Annotated in this window: 25 protein-coding genes; 16 read left to right on the forward strand and 9 right to left on the reverse strand. The window is 74.7% G+C overall.

Annotated features, from left to right (window positions below; translation table 11 throughout):
• Window positions 1–68: 68 nt before the first annotated feature.
• Complete coding sequence (locus AC5L34_RS11070) at window positions 69–1,121, forward strand: ROK family protein (protein WP_441175386.1); 1,053 nt, start codon at window positions 69–71, stop codon at window positions 1,119–1,121.
• 182 nt (window positions 1,122–1,303) lie between these two features.
• Here AC5L34_RS11070 and AC5L34_RS11075 read toward each other — a convergent pair whose 3' ends face one another.
• Window positions 1,304–1,504 carry a DUF397 domain-containing protein gene (locus AC5L34_RS11075; protein ID WP_363621348.1) on the reverse strand — a complete coding sequence of 67 codons (201 nt, stop codon included), beginning with the start codon at window positions 1,502–1,504 and terminating at the stop codon, window positions 1,304–1,306.
• A 4-nt stretch (window positions 1,505–1,508) separates the two neighbouring features.
• Window positions 1,509–2,354: a helix-turn-helix domain-containing protein gene (locus tag AC5L34_RS11080; protein WP_089001584.1), complete on the reverse strand. Its 846-nt coding sequence runs from the start codon at window positions 2,352–2,354 to the stop codon at window positions 1,509–1,511.
• Window positions 2,355–2,633: 279 nt separating this feature from the next.
• Here AC5L34_RS11080 and AC5L34_RS11085 point away from each other — a divergent pair, with 279 nt between their 5' ends.
• On the forward strand, window positions 2,634–2,852 hold the full coding sequence (locus tag AC5L34_RS11085) for a hypothetical protein (protein WP_101414550.1): 219 nt from the start codon (window positions 2,634–2,636) through the stop codon (window positions 2,850–2,852).
• 179 nt (window positions 2,853–3,031) lie between these two features.
• Here AC5L34_RS11085 and AC5L34_RS11090 read toward each other — a convergent pair whose 3' ends face one another.
• Window positions 3,032–4,306, reverse strand: a complete 1,275-nt coding sequence (locus tag AC5L34_RS11090; protein WP_494824745.1) for an ATP-binding protein — start codon at window positions 4,304–4,306, stop codon at window positions 3,032–3,034.
• A gap of 203 nt (window positions 4,307–4,509) precedes the next feature.
• Here AC5L34_RS11090 and AC5L34_RS11095 point away from each other — a divergent pair, with 203 nt between their 5' ends.
• Window positions 4,510–5,616: a D-alanine--D-alanine ligase family protein gene (locus tag AC5L34_RS11095; RefSeq protein WP_494824747.1), complete on the forward strand. Its 1,107-nt coding sequence runs from the start codon at window positions 4,510–4,512 to the stop codon at window positions 5,614–5,616.
• Window positions 5,617–5,709: 93 nt separating this feature from the next.
• Here AC5L34_RS11095 and AC5L34_RS11100 read toward each other — a convergent pair whose 3' ends face one another.
• Window positions 5,710–6,354 carry a DUF3515 family protein gene (locus tag AC5L34_RS11100; protein ID WP_441175383.1) on the reverse strand — a complete coding sequence of 215 codons (645 nt, stop codon included), beginning with the start codon at window positions 6,352–6,354 and terminating at the stop codon, window positions 5,710–5,712.
• A complete protein-coding gene (locus AC5L34_RS11105; RefSeq protein WP_089001579.1) occupies window positions 6,355–6,588 on the reverse strand; it encodes an Lrp/AsnC ligand binding domain-containing protein in 234 nt (77 codons plus the stop codon).
• A 123-nt stretch (window positions 6,589–6,711) separates the two neighbouring features.
• On the opposite strand from AC5L34_RS11105, the gene AC5L34_RS11110 reads away from it, so the two are divergent.
• Window positions 6,712–7,650 (forward strand): thiamine-phosphate kinase, encoded by a 939-nt coding sequence (locus AC5L34_RS11110; protein WP_363621339.1) that lies wholly within the window; start codon window positions 6,712–6,714, stop codon window positions 7,648–7,650.
• 29 nt (window positions 7,651–7,679) lie between these two features.
• Complete coding sequence (locus AC5L34_RS11115; RefSeq protein ID WP_089001577.1) at window positions 7,680–8,147, forward strand: GNAT family N-acetyltransferase; 468 nt, start codon at window positions 7,680–7,682, stop codon at window positions 8,145–8,147.
• A 180-nt stretch (window positions 8,148–8,327) separates the two neighbouring features.
• Here the strand turns inward: AC5L34_RS11115 and rpmB are convergent, their stop codons facing one another.
• On the reverse strand, window positions 8,328–8,519 hold the full coding sequence (gene rpmB / locus AC5L34_RS11120; protein WP_011905179.1) for a 50S ribosomal protein L28: 192 nt from the start codon (window positions 8,517–8,519) through the stop codon (window positions 8,328–8,330).
• Window positions 8,520–8,834: 315 nt separating this feature from the next.
• Here rpmB and AC5L34_RS11125 point away from each other — a divergent pair, with 315 nt between their 5' ends.
• Window positions 8,835–10,457, forward strand: a complete 1,623-nt coding sequence (locus AC5L34_RS11125; RefSeq protein ID WP_494824751.1) for a DAK2 domain-containing protein — start codon at window positions 8,835–8,837, stop codon at window positions 10,455–10,457.
• Window positions 10,454–12,655 carry an ATP-dependent DNA helicase RecG gene (recG, locus tag AC5L34_RS11130; RefSeq protein ID WP_494824752.1) on the forward strand — a complete coding sequence of 734 codons (2,202 nt, stop codon included), beginning with the start codon at window positions 10,454–10,456 and terminating at the stop codon, window positions 12,653–12,655. Before AC5L34_RS11125 ends, recG begins: the two co-directional genes overlap by 4 nt.
• Before the next feature lie 250 nt (window positions 12,656–12,905).
• Here recG and AC5L34_RS11135 read toward each other — a convergent pair whose 3' ends face one another.
• The gene (locus AC5L34_RS11135; protein WP_494824754.1) at window positions 12,906–14,168 is read right to left on the reverse strand and encodes a hypothetical protein; all 1,263 of its coding nucleotides are present in this window, start codon (window positions 14,166–14,168) and stop codon (window positions 12,906–12,908) included.
• 313 nt (window positions 14,169–14,481) lie between these two features.
• Between AC5L34_RS11135 and rsmD the strand changes: the two genes are divergently transcribed.
• From rsmD to mutM, 8 genes are all read left to right on the forward strand, one after another.
• Window positions 14,482–15,045 carry a 16S rRNA (guanine(966)-N(2))-methyltransferase RsmD gene (gene rsmD / locus AC5L34_RS11140; RefSeq protein ID WP_101414560.1) on the forward strand — a complete coding sequence of 188 codons (564 nt, stop codon included), beginning with the start codon at window positions 14,482–14,484 and terminating at the stop codon, window positions 15,043–15,045.
• Window positions 15,042–15,530: a pantetheine-phosphate adenylyltransferase gene (coaD, locus tag AC5L34_RS11145; protein ID WP_089001572.1), complete on the forward strand. Its 489-nt coding sequence runs from the start codon at window positions 15,042–15,044 to the stop codon at window positions 15,528–15,530. The genes rsmD and coaD overlap by 4 nt, the downstream gene beginning before the upstream one ends.
• A 197-nt stretch (window positions 15,531–15,727) precedes the next feature.
• On the forward strand, window positions 15,728–16,225 hold the full coding sequence (locus tag AC5L34_RS11150) for an SPFH domain-containing protein (protein WP_357876005.1): 498 nt from the start codon (window positions 15,728–15,730) through the stop codon (window positions 16,223–16,225).
• A 109-nt stretch (window positions 16,226–16,334) separates the two neighbouring features.
• A complete protein-coding gene (locus AC5L34_RS11155) occupies window positions 16,335–16,898 on the forward strand; it encodes a YceD family protein (protein ID WP_089001570.1) in 564 nt (187 codons plus the stop codon).
• A 5-nt stretch (window positions 16,899–16,903) separates the two neighbouring features.
• On the forward strand, window positions 16,904–17,077 hold the full coding sequence (rpmF, locus tag AC5L34_RS11160) for a 50S ribosomal protein L32 (RefSeq protein WP_018786309.1): 174 nt from the start codon (window positions 16,904–16,906) through the stop codon (window positions 17,075–17,077).
• 114 nt (window positions 17,078–17,191) lie between these two features.
• On the forward strand, window positions 17,192–18,187 hold the full coding sequence (locus AC5L34_RS11165; RefSeq protein ID WP_441175377.1) for a phosphate acyltransferase PlsX: 996 nt from the start codon (window positions 17,192–17,194) through the stop codon (window positions 18,185–18,187).
• Window positions 18,184–18,978: a ribonuclease III gene (gene rnc / locus AC5L34_RS11170; RefSeq protein WP_441175376.1), complete on the forward strand. Its 795-nt coding sequence runs from the start codon at window positions 18,184–18,186 to the stop codon at window positions 18,976–18,978. Before AC5L34_RS11165 ends, rnc begins: the two co-directional genes overlap by 4 nt.
• Entirely contained in the window at window positions 18,971–19,828 is an 858-nt protein-coding gene (gene mutM / locus AC5L34_RS11175) for a bifunctional DNA-formamidopyrimidine glycosylase/DNA-(apurinic or apyrimidinic site) lyase (RefSeq protein WP_089001568.1), read from the forward strand. The genes rnc and mutM overlap by 8 nt, the downstream gene beginning before the upstream one ends.
• A gap of 12 nt (window positions 19,829–19,840) precedes the next feature.
• On the opposite strand, the gene AC5L34_RS11180 is transcribed toward mutM, so the two are convergent.
• Window positions 19,841–20,740 carry an endo alpha-1,4 polygalactosaminidase gene (locus AC5L34_RS11180; protein ID WP_494824761.1) on the reverse strand — a complete coding sequence of 300 codons (900 nt, stop codon included), beginning with the start codon at window positions 20,738–20,740 and terminating at the stop codon, window positions 19,841–19,843.
• 37 nt (window positions 20,741–20,777) lie between these two features.
• Entirely contained in the window at window positions 20,778–21,884 is a 1,107-nt protein-coding gene (locus AC5L34_RS11185) for a CAP domain-containing protein (protein WP_494824763.1), read from the reverse strand.
• 373 nt (window positions 21,885–22,257) lie between these two features.
• Here AC5L34_RS11185 and AC5L34_RS11190 point away from each other — a divergent pair, with 373 nt between their 5' ends.
• Window positions 22,258–22,452: a hypothetical protein gene (locus AC5L34_RS11190; RefSeq protein ID WP_101414566.1), complete on the forward strand. Its 195-nt coding sequence runs from the start codon at window positions 22,258–22,260 to the stop codon at window positions 22,450–22,452.
• Window positions 22,453–22,530 lie beyond the last annotated feature (78 nt).

Below are 22,530 nucleotides of genomic sequence, written 5' to 3' on the forward strand. Positions count from 1 at the left end.
GCTGCCTGGCGGGGCCGAGGGCGGGGCACTAGCCTCACGTCAGGCGTGGCGGCGGGAGGCGGGTTGTCGTGGGCGGTGCGGACGTGCCGGTGGTCGTCGGGCTGGACAACGGGGGCACCAGCAACAACGCCACCGTGCTCACCCTGGACGGTCGCTTCCTGGTGGACGGCCTGGTGGAGAACCCGAGCGAGGTACGCGCCGGCCCGGCGGCGGCGATCGAGGCGCTGGCCCGCGCGTTCGACGGGGTGCTGGCGCTGACCGGGGTGCCCCGCGCGGCGGTGCGCGCGGTCGGGCTGGACACGCCCGGGCCGGCGAGCGCCACCGGGGTGATCTCCTCCCGGGGGTCGACCAACTTCTCCCAGCCCGCCTGGCGCGGCTACGACGTGCGGACCGCGTTGGAGCGGCGGCTCGGCCTGCCGGTGCTCTACCACAACGACGGCAACGCCGCCGCGCTCTACGCCCACCACACGTACTTCGGCGCGGAGGCGATGCGCCGCTCGTCCGTGTCGGCCATCGTCGGCACGGGACTGGGCGGGGGCGTGGTCGAGGCGGGCCGGGTGGTCGCCGGCGCGGCGGGGATGGCCGGCGAACTGGGGCACGTGCACATCCCGCTGACCGGGCTGCTCGCGCCGGACCAGCCGGTGCCCACGTGCGCCTGCGGCTTCGCGGGGGACGCGGAGAGCGTGGCGTCGCTGACCGCGATCGGGCGGAACCTGCTGCCGTACTGGCTGGGTCGCTTTCCCGACCACCCGCTGACCGGCGAGGCGCCGGAGCGGGCGGCCAAGCTGCTCCGTGGCTACGCCGAGCGCGGCGACGCGCTCGCCCGGGAGGTGTTCACCCAGCAGGCGATGGCGCTGGGCCGGCTCTTCACCGTGGCGGCCAACTTCACCGATCCGCACGCGTACTTCGTCGGTGGCGGGGTGGTGGAGGCCGCCCCCGACTTCCGGGACTGGTTCCTCGCGACGGTGCGGGAGCACACGGTGCTCCGGGAGGAGCAGGCCGCGTCGGCGACCTTCGCTCTGGTGCCCGAGCGGGACATGGCCGGCGCCCGGGGCGTGGCCATCGCGGCGCTGGAGGCGCTGCGGGCGGGTCCCGCGCCCCGCCCGGTCGTCGCGGGCTGACCCGCCCGCCTCCCCGTCGGGCGGGCGCGCTCCGGTGGCCCGGCGGTTCGGCCGGCCGGTCGTCGCGCGGGGCCGAACCCCGCCGGGCGACGGCCCCACCGGCTCCCATCGGTGGGACCGTCGCCGGCGAGGCACCGGCGCGACCTGGTCAGCGGGCGCGCCGGCGCCTTCCGGAGGAGGGGTCAGTGCCGGGGCGGCGCCCCGGCGAAGGCGGCCCACGCGGCCGGCGGGAAGAGCAGGGCGGGGCCGCCGGGGTCTTTGGAGTCGCGGACGGCGACCGTTCCCGGGAGCACCGCCATCTCCACGCACGCCCCCTCGTCGCCGCTGCGGCTGCTCTTGCGCCACCGCGCCACGGCCAGCGCCGCGCTGATCGTCGGTGTCATGGTCCTACCGTCCCTTCAACAGTTGGAGGAGCTGGTCGCGACTGGCCGCCGGGCTGAGCGCGACGGTCCGCAGGTGCTCCATGATCTTGGTGCAGGTACGCAGGTCGCCCGGCCGGTCGAGGACCATCTGCCCGGCCACCGTCTCCACCGAGGCGATGATCGGGTCCTCCGGGTCCGCGAACTCCAGGATGTGCAGCGAGCCCCGGGTGCCCCGGTGGTAGCCGGCGGCGAGCGGGATCACCTGGACGGTGATGTTGGGCAGCTCGCCCATCTTGACCAGGTGGTGCAGCTGTGCCTCCATCACCGACCGGTCGCCGACGGGTCGCAGCAGCGCGCCCTCGTCGATGATCGCGTCCAGGATCGGCGGCTGGTCGCTGGTCAGCCGCTGCTGCCGGTCCAGCCGGAACTGGACCCGCTGCTCCACCTCGTCGTCGCCGAGGGTGTGCGGACCGCCCCGCATCACGCCCCGGATGTAGTCGGCGGTCTGCAACAGCCCCGGCACCACCGACGGCTCGAAGTTGGCGATGCCGGTCGCCTCGGCCTCGAGCGCGATGAAGTCGATGGTGCGCCGGTCCAGCAGGTACGAGTACGACACCCACCAGCCGGGCTTGCGCGCGTCCTTGGCGAGCTGAACGGCGGCGGCGACCTCGTCCGCGCCGACGCCGTAGAGGGTGAGCAGGGCGCGCACGGTGGCCGGGCTGACCAGCGTCTGTGCGTTCTCGTAGCGGGACAGGGTGCTGCGGGTGCTGCTGATCTCGTCCGCCGCCGCCTCCAGCGTGAGGCCGGCGGCTTCCCGGTGGGTACGCAGCGCGATGCCCAGTCGCCGGGCACGGGCGGTCTTGGGAGCCATGCATCGATCGTCGCACATCTTTCCGGGAAGGTGTAGATGAGAGAACGCCGATGAGAGTTGCATTCATGGCTGTATACATGTCAGTCTGTCATCGCGTCCTCACCGCCGGTTGTCGTGGCGACGGTGGTGGTGAGTGACCGGAGGGGATGGGGCGCGCGGCGATCGGGTTTCTCCCCCGTACCCGATCGCCGCGTGCCACGCCCCGTGGCCCGCTCGCCGGAAGGGATTCGACGTGCGTACTGCTCGACAGACCCGCGCCGACCGCGCCGGCGGGCTCCGATGACGCGGTTCCTGGTGGTGCTCACCGACGTACGGCCGACCGAGAGCGCCGGCCGCGACGAACGCAACTGCCCCGAGCGGCGCCGTCAGGTGGTCGGGGCGAGCAGCCGGGAGGCGGCCGACCGGATCGCGGGCGCGTTCATGGCGCTCGGCATGGTGCGGGCCGGCCGGCAGCGGGTCAAGGTGATCGCCATCGGCCGGCGGCACGCGCGCGGCTGACGCCGCCCGCGGTGCGGTCGACGGAGACGGCCCCGCCGGGCGGAACATCATCCGGCAGGCGGCCCGGCCCGGCGGGAGGCGCGGCCCGGCGCCCCGCCGGGCCGTCCGGCGTCAGGCGGCGGTCCCGTCAGGCGGCGGTCCCGTCAGGCGGCGGTCCCGTTTGGGAGCCGCAGGGAGCGTCACAGCATCCTGCGCCGCTTCAGGTAGGCCACCAGATCGTCGTAGACGCCCCCCTCGTTGGCGAACATCGCCACGTTGCGGGCGGTGGCCATCCACGGCTTCGTCGACGGCCGGACCTCCCTGACCGCCCGCTCCAGGTCCCGGTGCTCGATCATCCGCACCTCGCCGGTGCGTACCGAGTCGGCCATCGCGAACTCGGCGGCCGTCTCGCAGAGGTGGGCCAGGTCGGCGCCCGAGTAGTCCTCGGTGGCCGCGACGATCTTCCGCAGGTCGATCCCCGCGATCGGCCGCTCCCGCAGGTGGTACTCCAGGATGGACCGGCGCGCCTCGGCGTCGGGCGGCAGCACCAGCACCACCCGGTCGAGCCGCCCGGGCCGGCGCAGCGCCGGATCGACATCCCAGGGGGTGTTGGTGGCTGCCAGCACGAAGACCCCCTCGTTGCTGCCCTCCATCCCGTCCAGCTCCGCCAGCAGCTGGTTGCCCAGCGTCCGCATCGAGCTGGAGCCGACCTGTGAACGCTTGTGCCCCAGCGCGTCGACCTCGTCGAGGAAGAGCACGCACGGCGCGTTGCGGCGGGCCGCCTGGAACAGCTCGTGCAGGTTGCGCTCCGAGTTGCCCATCCACATGTCCAGCACGTCCACGATGGACAGGGAGATGAACTTCGCGCCCATCTCCCCAGCGACCGCCCGGGCCAGGAACGTCTTGCCGCAGCCGGGCGGGCCGTAGAGCATCAGGCCGCCCCGCAGGCTCTTGCCGTACATCCTGCGCAGCTCCGGGTTGCGCAGCGGGCCGAGGAAGGCCAGCTCCAGACGCTCCTTGACCGCAGCCATACCGCCCACGTCGGCCAGCCGGATGCCGGAGGACTCCACGTCGTACACCCGGTCGGCGTCGCCCGCCACCGGCTCCGGCTCGTCGCCGGCGCGGGCGAAGCGCGGCGGCACCACGTCGGCCAGCTCCTGCTCGTAGGCCGCGAGGGGATCGTGGTCGGCGGTCGCGGCGGCGCCGCCGGGCCCGTCCGGCGCCGCGCGCCGCGCCGGCGGTCGCGGATCCGCCGGGGGCGGCGGCGGTACGGGGCCCGCCAGCGCCCGCTGCATCAACGCCTGCGCCTCGGCGCTGCCCGGATCCCGGGCGAGCGCCTGCCCGACCTGTGCGATCGCCTCCCCGGCCCGGCCGGAGTCGAGCAGCAGCGCGGCGAGGTGCAGCCGCAGCGGCAGGTCGTCGGGGCGGGCGTCCAGCGCCGCCGACAGGGACTCGATGAGGGGATCAGCGCTCATAGGACGTGCAGCGTAGTGGGCGCCCGGCGCCGTCACCGCCCCGCATCGCCGGGTGCGTGGTAACGCTACGTATATCCTTTGTTGACCGAATGCCGCCACGGCTCGGCTCTCCCCGGGTATCGGCATCCGGCGCCCGCCACGCACAGTAAGGTCAACCGGGTGAGCGCCACGACCGGAGCAGTCGCGTACGAAGAGGTGACGCAGTGACCACCCCAGGCAGGACCCGCGTGGCGATCGTGTTCGGCGGCCGCAGCCCGGAGCACGGCATCTCCTGCGTCAGCGCCGGCAGCGTTCTCGGCGCCCTCGACCCGGACGAGTTCGAGGTGGTGCCGGTGGGCATCACCCGGGCCGGCCGGTGGGTGCTGACCAGCGGCGACCCCGGGCAGTTGGCGATCGACGCGCGCCGGCTGCCGGAGATCACCGCCGACTCCGGCACCGACATCGTGCTGCGCGCCGACCCGACCGGCAACGGGCTCATGGTGCTCGACCCCACCGAGGGGCCCCGGGCGCTCGCCGACGTCGACGTGGTCTTCCCGGTGCTGCACGGCGCGTACGGCGAGGACGGCACCATCCAGGGCATGCTGGAGATGGCCGGCATCCCGTACGTCGGGGCGAACGTCTTCGCCTCCGCCGCCGCCATGGACAAGGAGTTCACCAAGAAGCTCTGCGCCGCCGAGGGCATCCCCGTCGGCCCGTACGCCGTGCTGCGCAACGGGATGACGCTGAGCGAGGCGGACAAGGAGCGGCTCGGCCTGCCGGTGTTCGTGAAGCCGTCGCGGGCCGGTTCGTCGTTCGGCATCAGCAAGGTCGACGACTGGGCCGACCTCGACGCGGCGGTCGCCACCGCCCGGCAGATCGACCCGAAGGTGCTCATCGAGGGGGCGATCGTCGGCCGCGAGATCGAGTGCGGCGTGCTGGAGGGCGAGGCCGGCGGGGCGCCGGAGGCCTCCGTGCTCGCCGAGGTCCGGGTGGTCGGGGACTACGACTTCTACGACTTCGAGGCGAAGTACATCGACTCCGAGTCCGCCTGCGAGTACGACATCCCCGCCGGCCTGCCGGAGCGGGTGACCCGCCAGGTCCGCGAGTACGCCGTCCGCGCCTTCACCGCGCTCGACTGCGCCGGGCTGGCCCGGGTCGACTTCTTCGTCACCCCCGACCTGGACGTCTACCTCAACGAGATCAACACGATGCCGGGCTTCACGCCGACGTCGATGTTCCCCCGGATGTGGGCGGCCTCCGGCCTGGAGTACCCGAAGCTGGTCCACCGCCTCATCCGCACCGCCCTGCACCGCGGCGTGGGCCTGCACTGACAGCGGCAGCGAAAAGGGCCCGTTCCCGCACGGCGCGGGGAACGGGCCCTTTTCCGCAGTGCCCCCGGGGCACGGTGGGCCGGGGAGCGTCGGTCAGTTCCGGCAGCCGCTCGGGGCGTCGCCGCCGGAGGGTACCGAGGCCACGATGGTGTCGGAGACGGGCGCGACCCACTGCAACGCCTGCCCGTAGGAGCGCGGCACGCGGACCGTGACGGCGGTCTCCCGGTCCAGGGTGGTGAGCACGGTGGCGTCGGACTGCTCGGTGGCGTACCAGCAGACCTTGTTGACCGTCCAGACGTCGTCCGTGTCGCCGACGGCCGGCTCCGTGCCACCGCAGGCGACGGTGAGCGCCGGATCGCCGTACGCGGCGTTCTGCTCCGGGCCGGCGGTGACGGGGCGCTGCGGCAGGTCGTTGACCGTGGCCGGCAGTTGGGAGAGCAGGGCCCGGCAGACCGTGGCGGGGCGCTCGGCCAGCGCCGGCGCGGCCATCTCGACCGGGGCGGTGGAGCGCGGGCCGACACTCGTGGCGGTCGCGCTCGGCGTGGCGGCCGGCTCGGCCCGCTCGTCGGGGGAGAGTTGGGTGAACGCGAGCGCGCCCACCAGCACGGTGACCGGCAGCGCGATCAGCGTCGCGATCAGCGCGGCGCCCCGGGTCGTCCGGTCGCGGGCCGGCCGGTCGGGGGCCACCTCGTCCGGCTGGTCGGAATCGGTCACGGGAGAGTCAGTGATCTTGTCCACTTACAGGCGCACCACCGAACACGTGAGGGTGCGGGTGATGCCGGGCACCATCTGCACCTTGCTGACGATGAGTTTGCCGAGTTCGTCGACGGTGTTCGCCTCGGTGAGCACGACCACGTCGTACGGCCCGGTGACGGCGTCGACGCGTACCACGCCGGCAAGGTCAGAGATGAGACCGGCCACGTCGCGCGCGCGGCCGACCTCCGTCTGGATGAGGATGTACGCCTGTACCACGACTCGACCTCCGTCCGTCGCCGCCTGCGGGGCGGCCCGAAGGGAGAAAGTACCTTACGGACCAGGTCTGATCCCTATCGGTGGTCGAGGAGAAGCGGTGAGCGAGCGCGGCGGAGGGCCGGTATGAGTGTCGCGGGGGTCGGCGAGTTCGGCCTGATCGACCGGGTGACCGCCCGGTTGTCGTACGGATCGACGGTTCTGCTCGGTCCCGGGGACGACGCGGCGGTGGTGGCCGCCCCGGACGCCCGGGTCGTGGCCTCGACCGACGTGCTGGTGGAGGGCCGGCACTTCCGGCGGGACTGGTCCGGCGCGCGTGACGTCGGCCACCGGGCGGCGGCGGCGAACCTGGCGGACATCGCCGCGATGGGGGCGCAGCCGACCGCGCTGCTGGTGGCGCTCTGCATGCCGCCGGAGTTGGAGACCGGCTGGGCCGAGGAGCTCGCCGACGGGCTGGCCGCCGAGGCGGCGAAGGTCGGCGCGAGCGTGGTGGGCGGGGACATGTCGGCCAGCCCCACGCTGACCATCGCGGTCACGGCCCTCGGCGACCTGGGCGGCCGGCCGCCGGTGACGCGCTCCGGCGCGCGGCCCGGTGACGTGCTGGCCCTGGCCGGCCGCATCGGGTACGCGGCGGCCGGGCTGACCGTGCTCTCCCGGGGCTTCCGTACGCCCCGGTTGCTGGTGGAGGCCTGCCGGCGGCCCGAGGTGCCCTACGCGGCGGGGCCGCACGCCGCCCGGCTCGGCGCCACCTCCATGATCGACGTGTCGGACGGGCTGCTCGCCGACGTCGGGCACGTCGCGAAGGCGAGCGGGGTCGCGGTGGACGTGCGCCGGGACGCCTTCGAGGTGCCCCGGCAGATGCGCGACGCCGCCCAGGCGCTCGGCGTCGACCCGTACTCCTGGCTCCTCGCCGGGGGCGACGACCACGCGCTGGCCGCGACCTTCCCGTCGGCGGTGGCGCTGCCGCCGGACTGGCGGCCGATCGGGCGGGTCGCGGAGGGCTCGGGCGTGACGGTCGACGGGCGCCCGTACGACGGACCCGCTGGCTGGGACCACTTCCGGTAAGGGCCGACCAGAGTCGTAGCCTTTACTGCGTGAGTGAGATCGAGATTCGGGCCGAGCGCTTCGACTCGCCGGTGGCGCGGCGACTGATCCGGGCCGCCCTGGCCGACCTCGGTGCCCGGTACGGCGGCAGCGGCGACGAGACCCCGGTCGACCCGGGCGAGTTCGAGCCGCCCGCCGGGGCCTTCCTCGTCGCCCACCTCGGCGGCGAGCCGGTGGGCTGCGGCGGCTGGCGCAGCCACGGTGACGAGGGCGACACCGCCGAGCTGAAGCGGATGTACACCGCGCCGGCGGCCCGGGGCCGGGGCGTGGCCCGGGCGGTGCTGGCGGCGGTGGAGCGCTCCGCGCGGGAGCACGGGCGCAAGCGGATCGTCCTGGAGTGCGGCGACAAGCAGCCCGAGGCCATCGCCATGTACACGGCGGCCGGCTATGAGCGGATCCCGAACTTCGGCTTCTACCGCGACGCCCCGGGCTGCATCTCCTTCGCCCGGACGCTCTGACCCGCCCCCGGACGCGCTGGCCCCGTCGCGGGCCGCTCCGGCCGTCGCCGGGGCGCCGCGACGCGTCGCGCTGCACGCCCGCCGTGCGCCGCGGAGGCGTCGGCCGGCGGACGCGACAGAGCCGGCGGGCCGTGACGGCCCGCCGGCAATGACGAGTGATGAGGGGTGGGGCCTACCGCGTCAGGCGCGGGTGACCTTGCCCGCCTTGATGCAGGAGGTGCAGACCTTCAACTTCTTGGTGTTGCCGCCACCGGCCGGGGTACGCACCGACTGGATGTTCGGGTTCCAGCGGCGGTTGGTCCGCCGGTGCGAGTGGGACACGTTGTGGCCGAAGCCCGGTCCCTTGCCACAGACGTCGCACACGCTAGCCACGGGATACTCCTGGGATTGAAACGTTCATGAGGTCGCCGCCAGGCGCAGCCCGGGCAACCTGGCCAGGTTACCCGATGGCCCGGGTGCCGACCAACCGGCCCCGGACGGCGGCCCGAGCCGGCGCCCTCGCCGCGCTCCCGTGCGCCCGCCGGCCCGACGCGTCGCGCCCGGCAGGGGCGCGACCGTACCGGCCCCTGCGTCGTCGCCGCGCTGGGACGGGCCACGCGGACGGCGGGTGCGCGCGGACGGCCGGACACGCCGCGCGAGTGCCGGCGACCCCGGCGCGTGTCGGTGCGCGCCAGTAGGCTTCTCGCCGTGCTGGACACCCTCGACGCCGCCGCGGTCCGCCGCTGGTGCGCGGGCGGGCTGGTCGCGCTCAAGCGTCACCAGGGCGAGATCGACGACCTCAACGTCTACCCGGTGCCCGACGGTGACACCGGCACCAACATGGTGCTCACCCTCACCTCCGCCCAGCAGGCGCTCGCGATGGACCTCGGCACCCTCCCCGAGGACGGGCCGACCGCGCACGGGCACGCGCTGCGGCTGATGGCCCGGGGCGCGCTGCTGGGCGCGCGGGGCAACTCGGGGGTGATCCTGTCGCAGATCCTGCGCGGCTTCGCCGACGCCGTGGCCGCCGTGCCGGCCGTGCGGGGGCGCGAGCTGGCCGCCGCCCTGCGCGACGGCACGGCCGCCGCCTACGCCGCGGTCGCCCGCCCCGTCGAGGGCACGCTGCTCAGCGTCGTCGCCGCCGCGGCGCACGCCGCCGGGTGCGTTGACAGCGACGACCTGTGCGCGGTGGCCCGGGCGGCGGCGGGCGGGGCGGCGCACGCCCTGGCGCGCACCCCCGAGCAGCTCCCGGCGCTGGCCCGGGCCGGCGTGGTGGACGCCGGCGGCCGGGGTCTGTGCCTGCTGCTCGACGCCCTGGTCGAGGTCGTGACCGGCGAGAGCCCCGAGCGGCCCGCGCCCGCGCCCGCGCCGCGCCCGGTCCGTCCGCCGGCCACCGCCGTCCGCGAGACCGGTTCCGAGGAGTACGCGTACGAGGTGCAGTACCTGCTCGACGCCGGGCCGCAGGAGGTGGCCCGGCTGCGCGCCGAACTGGCCGCGCTGGGCGACTCGCTGGTGGTCGTCGGCGACGGCAGCGCCGGCACGGGCACCTGGAACGTGCACGTGCACGTCAACGACGTGGGCGCGGCGATCGAGGCGGGCGTGGTGGCCGGCCGGCCGCACCGGATCTCGGTGACCCGCTTCGCCGACCAGCTCGCACCGGTGCCGCCTGCCGTGGCCGCGGACGGGCGGGCCGCCGTGGTGGTGGCCACCGGCGCGGGCATCGCCGGGCTCTTCGCCGGCGAGGGCGCGACGGTGGTGCCCGGCAACCCGTCGATCGGCGAGCTGGTGGACGCGATCCGCGTCACCGGGGCGGCCCGCGTGGTGGTGCTGCCCAACGACCCCGACACGCAGGCGGTGGCGAGCGCCGCCGCCCGGGAGGCGCACGCGCTCGGCATCAAGGTCAGCGTGGTGCCGACCCGCTCGCCCGTGCAGGCGCTGGCCGCCCTCGCGGTGCGCGACCTGGGGCGACGCTTCGAGGACGACGTGATCGCGATGGCCGAGGCGGCCGGGGCCTGCCGCTACGCCGAGGTCTGCTACGCCCGCCGCGAGGCGCTGACCGTGGCCGGCCCGTGCCGCCCGGGCGACGTGCTGGCGCTGGTCGAGGGGGAGGTGCACCTGATCGGCGCCGACCTGGCCGACACCTGCGCCGCCGTGGTCGACCGGATGCTCGGCGGCGGCGGCGAGCTGGTGACGCTGCTCTCCGGGGCCGACGCCCCCGCCGGGCTGGCCGACGCGGTCCGCGAGCACGTCGGTCGGCGCTGGCCGTTCGTCGAGGTGCAGGCCTACCCGGGTGGGCAACCGCACTATCCGCTCCTGGTGGGGGTCGAATGACGTCCGAGCCGTCCACGATGGACACGCCGCTGAAGAAGCTGGTCGGCGAGAAGACCGCGAAGGCCCTCGCCGGGCACCTCGACCTGCACACCGCCGGCGACCTGATCTACCACTTCCCGCGCCGCTACGACGAGCGCGGCGAGCACACCGACATCCGCTCGCTCGACGTCGGCGAGCAGGTCACCGTGCTGGCCCAGGTGCAGCGCACCGCCGTACGCCCGATGCGCCAGCGCCGGGGCAACCTGCTGGAGGTCACGGTCGGCGACGGCTCGGGCGGCACCCTGACGCTGACCTTCTTCGGCAACCAGGCCTGGCGCGAGCGTGAGCTGCGTCCCGGCCGGTGGGGGCTCTTCGCCGGCAAGGTCACCGAGTTCCGGGGCCGGCGGCAGCTCAACGGTCCGGAATACGTCCTGCTCGGCGAGGGCGGCGACGGCGAGGCGGCGGCCAACGAGGAGATCGAGGAGTTCGCGGGCGCGCTGATCCCGGTCTACCCGGCCGCCGCGGCCGTGCCCACCTGGGTGATCGCCCGCTGCGTCCGGGTGGTGCTGGACACGTTCACCGCGCCGGACGACCCGCTGCCCGCGACCCTGCGGGCGAGCCGCAACCTGGGCGGCATCGGCACGGCGCTGCGCGAGATCCACAGGCCGACCAGCAAGGAGGCGCTCTACCGGGCCCGGCACCGGCTCAAGTGGGACGAGGCGTTCGCCGTGCAGCTCACCCTGGTGCAGCGCAAGCACCGCGCCGCCGCCTCGCCGGCCCGGCCCCGCCCGGCGCGGCCCGGCGGCCTGCTCGACGCCTTCGACGCCCGGCTGCCCTACGAGCTGACGCCCGGCCAGCGCGACGTGGGGGTGGAGATCGCGGCGGACCTGGCCACGGCCCACCCGATGCACCGGCTGCTGCAGGGCGAGGTCGGTTCCGGCAAGACGGTGGTCGCGTTGCGCGCGATGCTCCAGGTGGTCGACGCGGGCGGGCAGGCCGCGCTGCTGGCCCCGACCGAGGTGCTCGCCGCGCAGCACCACCGGGGCATCCTCGACCTGCTCGGGCCGCTCGGGCGGGCCGGCGAGCTGGGCGCGGCCGACGACGCCACCCGGGTCGAGCTGGTCACCGGCTCGCTGGGCGCGGTGGCCCGCCGGCGGGCGCTGACCGAGGTCGCCAGCGGCGCCGCCGGCATCGTGCTCGGCACCCACGCCCTGCTCTACGAGGGCGTCGACTTCGCCGACCTCGGCCTGGTGGTGGTCGACGAGCAGCACCGCTTCGGCGTGGAGCAGCGCGACGCGCTGCGCGCCAAGGCCGAGCAGCCCCCGCACGTGCTGGTGATGACGGCCACCCCGATCCCGCGCACGGTGGCGATGACCGTCTACGGCGACCTGGAGACCTCCACGCTGTCCCAGCTGCCGCAGGGCCGCTCGCCGATCGCCTCGCACGTGGTCCCGGTCGCCGAGAAGCCGGCCTTCCTGGACCGGGCCTGGCGCCGGGTGCGCGAGGAGGTGGCCGCCGGCCACCAGGCGTACGTCGTCTGCCCCCGCATCGGCGAGGGGCCGGCGAGCGAGGAGGAGCCGCCGTCGGAGGACGACAACGGGCGCCGGCCGCCGATGGCGGTCACCGAGGTCGCGCCGCTGCTCGCCGAGGGGCCGCTGCACGGCCTGCGCATCGGCGTGCTGCACGGGCGGCTGCCGACCGACGAGAAGGACGCGGTGATGCGCTCCTTCGCCGACGGCGACCTCGACGTGCTGGTCGCCACGACCGTGGTCGAGGTCGGCGTCAACGTGCCGAACGCGACCGTGATGATCGTGCTCGACGCCGACCGGTTCGGCGTCTCCCAGCTGCACCAGCTGCGCGGCCGGGTCGGTCGGGGGTCCGCCCCGGGGCTCTGCCTGCTGGTCAGCGAGGCGCTGGAGGGCACGCCCGCGCGGGAGCGGCTCGACGCGGTGGCCTCCACCACCGACGGGTTCAAGCTGGCCGAGCTGGATCTGGAGCAGCGCCGGGAGGGCGACGTGCTGGGTGCCACCCAGTCGGGGCGCCGCTCGCACCTGCGGCTGCTCTCGTTGCTGCGCGACGCCGACCTGATCCGCGACGCCCGCGCCGAGGCGATCACCCTGGTCGAGGAGGACCCGGAGCTGGCCCGGCACCCGGCGCTGGCCGCGTCGGTGGCCGCCCTGGTCGACGAGGAGCGCGCGGAGTACCTGGAGAAGGGCTGACGCGGGCCACCGCCCGCCGCTTCGACCACGACGTGCTGCTGGTCACCTCCGACGAGGGCCCCGGCCCGGGTGGAGTTCGCCGCGGTCGCCGTGCGGCGTGTCCCGCAGCGGCGGTCCGTCGCCGAGCCGGGTCGGCGCCCCGAGCGCCTGACCGCCGGGTCGGCCGGCGGCGACGGGCCCCGGCCCCCGAACGGGGAGGGCGCGCCGACCGAACGGTCGACGCGCCCTCGAAGGGTCAGCCCGGTTCGGCTCAGGCGGTGAAGCGCACCCGACGCCGGCGGGCGACGACGAACAGCACCGCGCCCAGGGCGAGCAGGGCCGCCGCGCCGGCGGCGATGCCGCCGGCCGCCGCGCCGGTGACCGGGAGGCCGCCGCCCTCGCCGCCCTCGCCGCCGTCGTCGCAGCCGCCCTCGGGGGCGGTCCACGCGATCGGCTTCGCCGACTCCAGGTCACCGGTGACGACGACGCTGAGCCCCTCGGCGGCCGGGAACGTCACGGTCTTCGTGCTGCCCGGCTCGAAGGTCACCGTCTTCGGCTGGCCGGTGCTCGGCGTGAACGTCGAGGTGAGGCTGACGCCGTCCTTCGGGTTGGCCACCGTGAGGATCAGCTCGTCGCAGGTGGTGTCGTAGGAGGTCTCCGGCTCCCCGACCTCGGGCTGCTGGCAGTCCTCGGGCTGCTTCCAGCCGCCCTTCCAGGTCTCCATGCCCTCGGCCGCGACGGTGATCTCCTTGGCCTGCGGGGCGGTCAGTTCGAGGGTCTCGAACTTGCCCGCCGCCACGGTGACCTTCTCGGCGAGTTCGCCGCTGCCGGTGATCGCGAAGACCGCCGCCACGTTGCCCCGGTTGACCAGGGTGAGCCGGGCGGTGCCGTCGCAGTCGTAGGTGGCCTCGACGGCGGGCTCGGCCACGCAGGTGCCCTTGCCGCCGTTGTACCAGGCGGCCGGGCCCTCGGAGCGGGCGCCGATGCCGGCGGGGCTGCCGACCTTGCGGTTGTCGTAGCGCTTGCCGCCCTCGACCAGCGGGTCGATGACCTCGCTGCCGAAGACGAAGTCGACCTGCGTGAAGCAGGTCGGTACGGCGACCTTGAACTCCAGCTTGGCGACGGTGCCGATCCCGCCGTCCGGCACCGGGGCGAACGCCTTGACGGACTTGTCGAACAGGTACTGCGGCACGGCGAACTTCGCCGAGGGCGCCACGTAGGACACCAGGGCGAAGTCCTGCTTCTCGCCCTCGCAGAGCGGGCCGTTGGTCAGCGTGATCGACGCCTCGCCCCGGGCCCCGTCGAACGTGTGCGTGTAGCGCGCGTCGGCCGCGCTGACGCAGGTCGGCTCCTGGGGGGTGGCGGACCGGGTCGGCAGGGGGGTGGGGGCGGAGGTGGTCGCGCTCGCCGAGGCCGAGGGCGACGGGTTGGTGGCGATCGCCGGCGACGAGACCGCGAACGCCGTGACGAGACCGGCCAGGGCGGCGGCTGCCACGGTGAGCGGTCGCCGCGGCGACAGCGGGGGACGGATCACGCGTACTCCCGGGGTGTGAGGAAGCGTCGGAGGACCGGCACGCAAGGGGCGATCGGGCGGCTCCACCGAGCGCGCGCGGCGATGCGGGCGCCCCCTCGTGCCGTCGGGCCGGCGGGCGACCCGCCGGCACCGGCAGACCCTAGCGAGATCACCGCGCGCGGCACAGCGCACAGCAAAGACCGAGGATGTTGTTATGAATGCGAGATCATCGATATACGGAGGGTGGTCGTCCGGGTCGGTCGGAGGCACGTGCCGTGTCCGCGCCGGTCGCCCGCGCGTCGCGTAGCGTCGTGCTCATGAGCAGGAGGAGACGGTGACCCGGATCGTGGCCGGGACCCTCGGCGGGCGCCGGATCGCCGCGCCGCCCGGCGCGGGCACGCGGCCCACGTCGGACCGGGTGCGCGAGGCGCTGTTCAGCGCCGTGCAGGCCGAGGTCGACCTGGCCGGCGCCCGCTTCGCCGACCTGTACGCCGGCTCCGGCGCGGTCGGTCTGGAGGCCCTCTCCCGGGGGGCCGCGCACGTGCTGCTGGTGGAGTCCGACCCCCGGGCGGCCCGGGTGGTCCGGGAGAACGTGGCGACGTTGCGCGCCGCCCCGGCCGCCCGGCTGGTCACCGGCAGGGTGGCCACGGTGCTGGCGGCCGGCCCGGACGGCGACCCGTACGACGTGGTCTTCGCCGACCCGCCCTACGCGGTGCCGGACGCGGAGATCACGGCGATGCTCGTCGCGCTGGTCGACGGCGGCTGGCTGGCCCCGGACGCCCTGGTGGTGGTGGAACGGTCGAGCCGTACGGGCCCGGTCGGGTGGGTGCAGGGCATCACCGGCGAGCGCAGCCGGCGCTACGGTGAGACGACCCTTTGGTACGGTCGCCGATCATGAGACGTGCGGTGTGTCCCGGCTCGTTCGATCCGGTCACCAACGGGCACCTCGACATCGTCGGCCGGGCGAGCCGGCTGTTCGACGAGGTGATCGTGGGCGTGCTGGTCAACCAGTCGAAGAGCGGCCTGTTCACCGTCGAGGAGCGGATCGACATGCTCCGCGAGGTGACCGCCTCCTACGACAACGTCCGGGTCGAGTCGTTCCGTGGCCTGCTGGTCGACTTCTGTCGGGCGCAGCAGGCGAGCGTACTGATCAAGGGCCTGCGGGCGGTCAGCGACTTCGACTACGAGTTGCAGATGGCGCAGATGAACATCGGCCTGGCCGGCGTCGAGACCCTGTTCATGCCGACCAATCCGCTCTACTCGTTCCTCTCCTCCAGCCTGGTCAAGGACGTGGCGAAGTGGGGCGGCGACATCTCCGCCCACGTGCCCGACCGGGTCCGCGAGGAGCTGAGCGCCCGGCTCGTCCGGCCGCCGCGCGACTGATCGCCCGGGGCCGACCGCCCCGCCACCACCCCGCCGGCGCCGTGCCCGGCGGGGATGGCGCCGTGGCGCACCGCGACGCGCCGGGCCGGGGTGAGCGGCGCGCTGTGGTCGGGGCGCGACATGATGTGTGGAGCGGGAAACCGGCCGTAGCCCGCATCATGTAGATCGGCCCGACGAACGACAGGAGTGAGGTACCGGTGGACCCGCTCGATCGCATCGACGAACTGATCGCCATGGTGGAGCAGGCCCGCTCCGTCCCGATGTCGCGCAACAACTGCATGGTCGACCGGGGCGAGTTCATCGCGGTCCTCGACGAGCTGCGCGCCGAACTCCCCGCCGACCTGCGCCGGGCCGCCGCGCTGCTGGAGGAGCGGGACAAGATCATGGAGGCCGGCAAGCGTGAGGCCGACCGGATCATCAGCGAGGGTGAGGCGGAACACGCCCGGCTGGTCTCGGTGAACGAGATCACTGTCTCCGCCGAGCACGAGGGTGCGCGGATCATCGCCGAGGCCCGCGCCGAGGCGCAGCGCCTGCGGGAGGAGGTCGACGACTACGTCGACACCGCGCTGGCCAACTTCGAGCAGTTCCTCACCCGGGCGCTGGCCTCGATCGAGCGCGGTCGGGACAAGATGCACGCGCTGCGGGAGATCGGCACCTTCGGTGGGGAGGAGGCGGAACGCCCGCTACCCTTCTGAGCGGCACCTCACCAGCCGGCAGACGGGGCGGGCGTCGCCCCCGGTTCGACGGTCCGGCGGTCGCCCAGGTAACCTCTTTTGTCGGCCTCTCACCGGCCGGAGTCTGACTATGCCCAAACACACGCCTTCGACACTCGACCCCAGGTCGCCGCTGGTCCTCGACACGAGGGAGCTGCCGCGCCGGCCTGGAGCCTTGCGTACGGTCAAGCGGGTGGTGCCGGCACCGGCGGACCTCGGCGGCGAGATGATCGCCGTGCCGCAGGGCGCGGACCTCGACCTCGACCTGAGGTTGGAGTCGGTGTCCGAGGGCGTGCTCGTCTCCGGGACCGTCAGCGGTCGCGTCCGGGGCGAGTGCGGTCGCTGCCTACGCGAGATCGACGACTCGCTGGCCGTGCGGGTCCAGGAGCTGTACGCGTACGAGAACAGCACCACGGACTCCACGACCGACGAGGACGAGGTGGGCCGGATGCAGGGCGATCTGATCGACCTGGAGCCGGCGCTGCGGGACGCGGTGGTGCTCACGCTGCCGACCAACCCGCTCTGCCGGGAGGACTGCCCAGGACTGTGCCCCGAATGCGGGGTGCACTGGGACGATCTGCCGGCCGACCACAGTCACGAGCAGATCGACCCGCGTTGGGCGGGCCTGTCGCAACTGAACCGTAAAGAGGAGTAGGAACCGTGGCCGTCCCCAAGCGCAAGATGTCGCGCAGCAACACCCGCGCCCGCCGGGCGAACTGGAAGGCGACCGTGGTCGCGACCGTGGCCTGCCCCCAGTGCAAGTCGGCGAAGCTGCCGCACGCCGCCTGCTCCGTCTGCGGCACCTACAACGGCCGCCAGGTCCTCGAGGTCTGACCTGGACGCCGAGTGACGCCCCCGACCCCTGGTCGGGCGGCACGCGCACCCTGGCACTCGCCCGGTGTCCCGGCTCCCTCCGACGCCGGCCGGTCCGTTCCGGCCGGCGTTCCGATGGAGTCGGGCACCGCGCGGATCGCCGTTGACCTCCTCGGCGGGGACGACGCTCCCGCCGTCGTGGTTGACGGCGCTCTGCGGGCCGTGCGCGCCGACCCGGACCTGCACCTGCTGCTCGTCGGCCCGGCCGAGACCGCCGGCGAGGTGATCCGTGCCCTCGACCCGGCGCAGCGCGCCCGGGTCACGGTACGGCCGGTCCGCACCGTCGTCGGCATGGCCGACCATCCCGTGGCCGCCCGCGCCGACAGCACGGTCCGCGCCGCGGTGCACGCCGTCCGCGACGGCGTCGCCGACGCGCTCGTCTCCGCCGGTTCCACCGGCGCCACCGTCACCGCCGTGGCGCTCGGCCTCGGCCGCTGGCCGGACGTGCGTCGTCCGGCGCTGATCGCGACCCTGCCGGCCGTGGCCGGCCCGGTGGTCCTGCTGGACGTGGGCGGTTCGCTGGAGCCGCGCCCGGCCACCCTGGCCCGCCACGCCGCGCTCGGCACCGCCTACGCGGCGGTCGCGCACGCCGTCGCCGCGCCCCGGGTGGGGCTGCTGTCGGTGGGCACCGAGGCGGGCAAGGGCGACCGCGCCCGCCGCCTCGCCGATCCCGTCCTCGCCGCCACGTCGTTGCCCTGCGACGGGCGCTACGTCGGCCTCGTCGAGGGGTACGACGTCTCCCTCGGCGCGCGCGCCGATGTGGTGGTCACCGACGGGTTCACCGGTAACGTGCTGCTCAAGGCGATCGAGGGCGCGTACGCGATGGCCGGCGGGCCCCCGACGGGCGGCGGCGCCCCCCGCGCGGCGGCCCTGCTCGGGGTCGCCGGGACGGTGGTCGTCTGTCACGGCGCCGCCCGGGCCGAGGACGTCGCCGCCGGCATCGGGCTGGCCGCGCATCTCTGGCGGCGTCGCGCCACCGACCAGGTACGCGCGCTGCTCGACGGCGCCGAGGCGGGCGACCGCGAGGAACGCACCGACCGCACCACCGACACCGAGGTACCCACATCATGAGCAACGACAAGCGGCGGCGGGCGTCCGTCGGTCACCTGGAAGCCGCGTTCGGCGTCAGCCTGGATCCGGAGCTGCTCCAGCGCGCCCTGACCCACCGCTCGTACGCGTACGAGAACGGCGGCCTGCCCACCAACGAGCGGCTGGAGTTCCTGGGCGACTCGGTGCTCGGCGTGGTGATCACCACCGCGCTGTTCCACAACCACCCCGACCTGCCCGAGGGGCAGCTGGCCAAGCTGCGGGCCAGCGTGGTCAACATGCGCGCCCTCGCCGACGTGGCCCGGGGCCTCGGCCCGGACGGGCTCGGCGCCTACCTGCTGCTCGGCAAGGGGGAGGAGACCACCGGCGGCCGGGACAAGGCGAGCATCCTCGCCGACACCCTGGAGGCGCTGCTCGGCGCGATCTACCTCCAGTACGGGCTGGACACCGCGGCCATCGTGATCCACCGGCTGTTCGATCCGCTGATGGCTGAGTCGGCCGGCCGGGGCGCGGCCCTGGACTGGAAGACCAGCCTCCAGGAGCTGACGGCCGCGCTCGGGCTCGGCGTGCCCGAGTACCGCATCGAGGGCACCGGCCCGGACCACCTCAAGACGTTCACCGCCTGGGTGGTGGTCGCCGGCAACCGCTACGGCGGGGCCGACGGGCGCAGCAAGAAGGAGGCCGAGCAGCGGGCCGCCGAGGCGGCCTGGCGGACGCTGAACGAGCAGGCGGAGCGGGAGCCGGCGGGGGCGGTCGACCCGGTGGCCGGGGACGGGACGACGCAGGCTGCCGAGGCGGGCCTGGGTCGTGCCTGAGCTGCCGGAGGTCGAGACGGTCCGGCAGGGGCTGGCCCGCTGGGTCACCGGCCGGCGGATCTCCTCCGTCGAGGTGCGCCACCCCCGCGCGGTACGCCGGCACACCCCCGGCGGCGGGCACTTCGCCGACGTGCTGGCCGGCCGGACGGTGCTGGACGTGCGCCGCCGCGGCAAGTACCTGTGGCTGCCGCTGGACAGCGGCGACGCCGTGATCGGGCACCTGGGCATGTCCGGCCAGCTGCTGGTGCAGCCGGCCGAGGCGCCCGACGAGACGCACCTGAGGGTCCGGTTCCGGTTCACCGACGACGGTCCCGAGCTGCGCTTCGTCGACCAGCGCACCTTCGGTGGCCTGTCGGTCTCGGCCGGGGGCGCGGAGCTGCCGGCGGAGATCGCACACATCGCCCGGGACCCGATGGACCCGCAGTTCTCCGACGCGGCGTTCGCCGCCGCGCTGCGCCGGCGGCGTACGGAGGTCAAGCGGGCGCTGCTGGACCAGACGCTGATCTCCGGCGTCGGCAACATCTACGCCGACGAGGCGCTGTGGCGGGCGAGGCTGCACGGCGCCCGCCCCACCGACGCGCTGACCGGCCCGGCCGCGCTGCGGCTGCTGGGCCACGTCCGGGACGTCCTCGCCGAGGCGATCAAGTCCGGCGGCACGAGCTTCGACGCCCTCTACGTCAACGTCAACGGGGAGAGCGGCTACTTCGACCGGGCGCTGAACGTCTACGGGCGGGAGGGGCTGCCGTGCCCCCGCTGCGGCGCGCCCGTGCGGCGCGAGGCGTTCATGAACCGCTCGTCGTACAGCTGCCCGCGCTGTCAGCCCCGCCCCCGGGCGGCGCTTCGGGGTTGACCCCGCCGCCGCTCAGGGCGCCGGGCAGGGGATCCGCCACGCGTCGAGCTCGCGTTCCTTGCGGATCGAGGAGAGACCGTAGCCGACCGTGGTGACGCAGAACTCCGTCGTCGAGCCGGCGTACTCCACGTGGAACACCGGTTTGCCCGCCTCGACGAACGGCAGCAGCCGGGCGCACTGGTCGCGCCGTACGCACTCCTCGTTGACGGCGAAGTCGAAGTCCGGGGCCAGCGCGGCCACCTGCCCCAGGTCGTTGATCAGGCCGGGGGAGAGGCTCAGTGAGCGGGCCAGCCCGGCCAACCGGCGGTTGAACAGCAGTTGGTCGTCGAAGCCGAGCGGGAAGCCGGACCGGTTCGCGTACCCGTCGGCGTCGGCCAGCGCGACGGCCCCGAAGCCCTTGCCCCGGCAGAGCCGGAACCGGTCGGCCAGCACCGGGCGTAGCGCGTCCCACTGCCGTACGTCGAGCCAGCGGCTCTGCGGCCGGCGGGACGCGGCACCCCGTACGGTGGCCGGGAAGCGGTCCGCGTCCGGGTCGCTTGGCAGGACCGAGCCGACGTGCACCTGGCAGACCAGCCGGCGGTCGCGGGAGCGCAGCTCGGCGGTCTGCGCGGCGGTGGTGGCGACGGGGTCGAGCAGGAAGACGTCGGCGTCGACGGTCGGGTCCAGCACGCCGCTGAGCTGCCACTGCCACTGCCACCGGCCCGCCGACGGGGCCGGCCAGGTGGTCGGGGCCCCCGGCGCGGTGAGGCCCACCCGGCAGGCGGCGACCACGCTCAGCAGCGCGAGCGCGACACAGGCCGGCAGGGCCCGCCCCACGGCGCGCGTACGCGGCCGGATCCGCATCGGCAGCTCCCGGGTCGCGGGGCGGCGGCACACCGCCCGGAGCGGGTACGCCGTGTCGGCGTACCTCACCCGGTCAAACGAGCGCGGACCCGGCCACGACTCGCGTTCAGCGTGGCGCGGCGAAGACCTGCGTCCAGTACGGCCCGTTGCTGTTGGCGACGCCGACGCCGATCTCGGTGAAGGCGCAGTTCAGGATGTTGGCCCGGTGCCCGGGGCTGTTCATCCAGGCGTCCATGACGGCGGCGGGCGTCTTCTGGTTCCAGGCGACGTTCTCGCCGTAGGTGCGCCAGGAGTAGCCGACCCGGTCCAGCCGGGTCCCGACGTTGCTGCCGTCGCTGCCCGTGTGCGACATGTTCCGGTGGTCGGCCTGGTCCTGGCTGTGCCGCTGGGCCGCGGTCATCAGCTTGTCGTCGACGCCCACCGCGCCGCAGCCGGCCTTGGCGCGCTCGGCGTTGACCAGGGCGACCACCTGGCTGGCCTGGCTGCCGGTCGCGGCGCTGCCGGCCGGGGTCCTCGTACCGCCGCCGGCCGGCGCCGTGCTCCGCTCGGCGGTGCGCCGCGAGGGCGCGGTGGTACGCGACGGCGCCGGCGTCGGCCTCGCGGTCTTCGAGGCCGACGGGGTGGGCCTGGCGGTGGTCGGCGCGGTGCTCGGGGTGGGCGGGACCAGCGCGTCGCTGGGGGTCGGCTCCGTGTCGGGCAGCACCGGGGCGGCGGCGATCGGTTCGTCGACGGCGGCCGGATCGGTCGCCGGGCCGTCGCCGGTCAGCGCGACCGCGCCCACACCGAGGCTCACCACCAGCGTGGCGGCCGCGGCGGCGCCACCGATCAGCAGCGGGCGGGGGATCCGCCGGCGCGGGCGGTGGCGGCCCTCGGCGACGGCCGGCGTCGCCTCGGCCGGGGCGGCCCGCAGCGCGGCGAGGTCGACGGGAGCGGTCGGGGCGTCGGCGGGCGCGGCCTGCCAGCGCGCGGTGGGGGCGTCGTCGTACGCGGGCTGCCGGTGCGCGGGCCGGGCGTCGACGGGTTCGGCCTGCCAGCGTGCGGTCGGCTGGTCGCGGTGCCACTCGTCGGCGGGCTGCTGCGGGTCGTCCCCGAACAGGTAGGCCGACCTCGGCTCCGGACGGTCGGTGAGCCAGGCCGGCGGCTCCTCGCCCAGCGGCTGCTCGTGGCGCCGGGGGGCGCCGGCCGGGTCGTTCGGATCGGTCCAGCCGTACACGCCTGTGCCTCCAAGGGGTCGCTTGCGGGCCGGGGTGACGCTACGTGGCGGGCGCGAACAGCGGCAATGTGGCTAAGGAAGAGTTAAGGGGAAGCCGGACGCCAGGGTGGGGACTTCCCGGGATCCGAGGCGTAGAGTCAGGGTGTCCGGACAGAGTGTGTCCGCGCCTTGTGGCAGCCCCCGGCAAGTGGTCAGGTCGACGTGGGAATGATCTACGGCCTGCGAGAACTTGACGAAAGAGGGGGTGTCGGCTCAATATGTAGGTGTCGCCAGTCGCGCCCGGTCATGCCCAGAATCGTCTGGGATGACAGCCGCGTACACATTTGGGCGCGCGTTGGCCGGCCCTTCCGGCAGCGCATATCAAGGAGTCAACATGGCTAAGGCCCTGTACGGCCACGTAGGTGCGGCGTCCGATCGGCGCCTGCTCGACGAGGTCACCCGACTGCGTGCCACGGTTCGGTCTCTGGAGTTCGAGATCACGCGGCTGCGTGCCGAGAACGATCGGCTCGCGGCGGCTGCGGCGGAGGCGGACGACCTGCTCCGTCTGGCCGAGCCCGCGCTGACCTGATCTCCGGATCGCACAACTGAATCGCACCACGCAAAAAGAGCGCGCCGACACTTCCGTGCCGGCGCGCAGCTCTGTCCG

This window comes from Micromonospora sp. ZG13 (assembly GCF_059359355.1).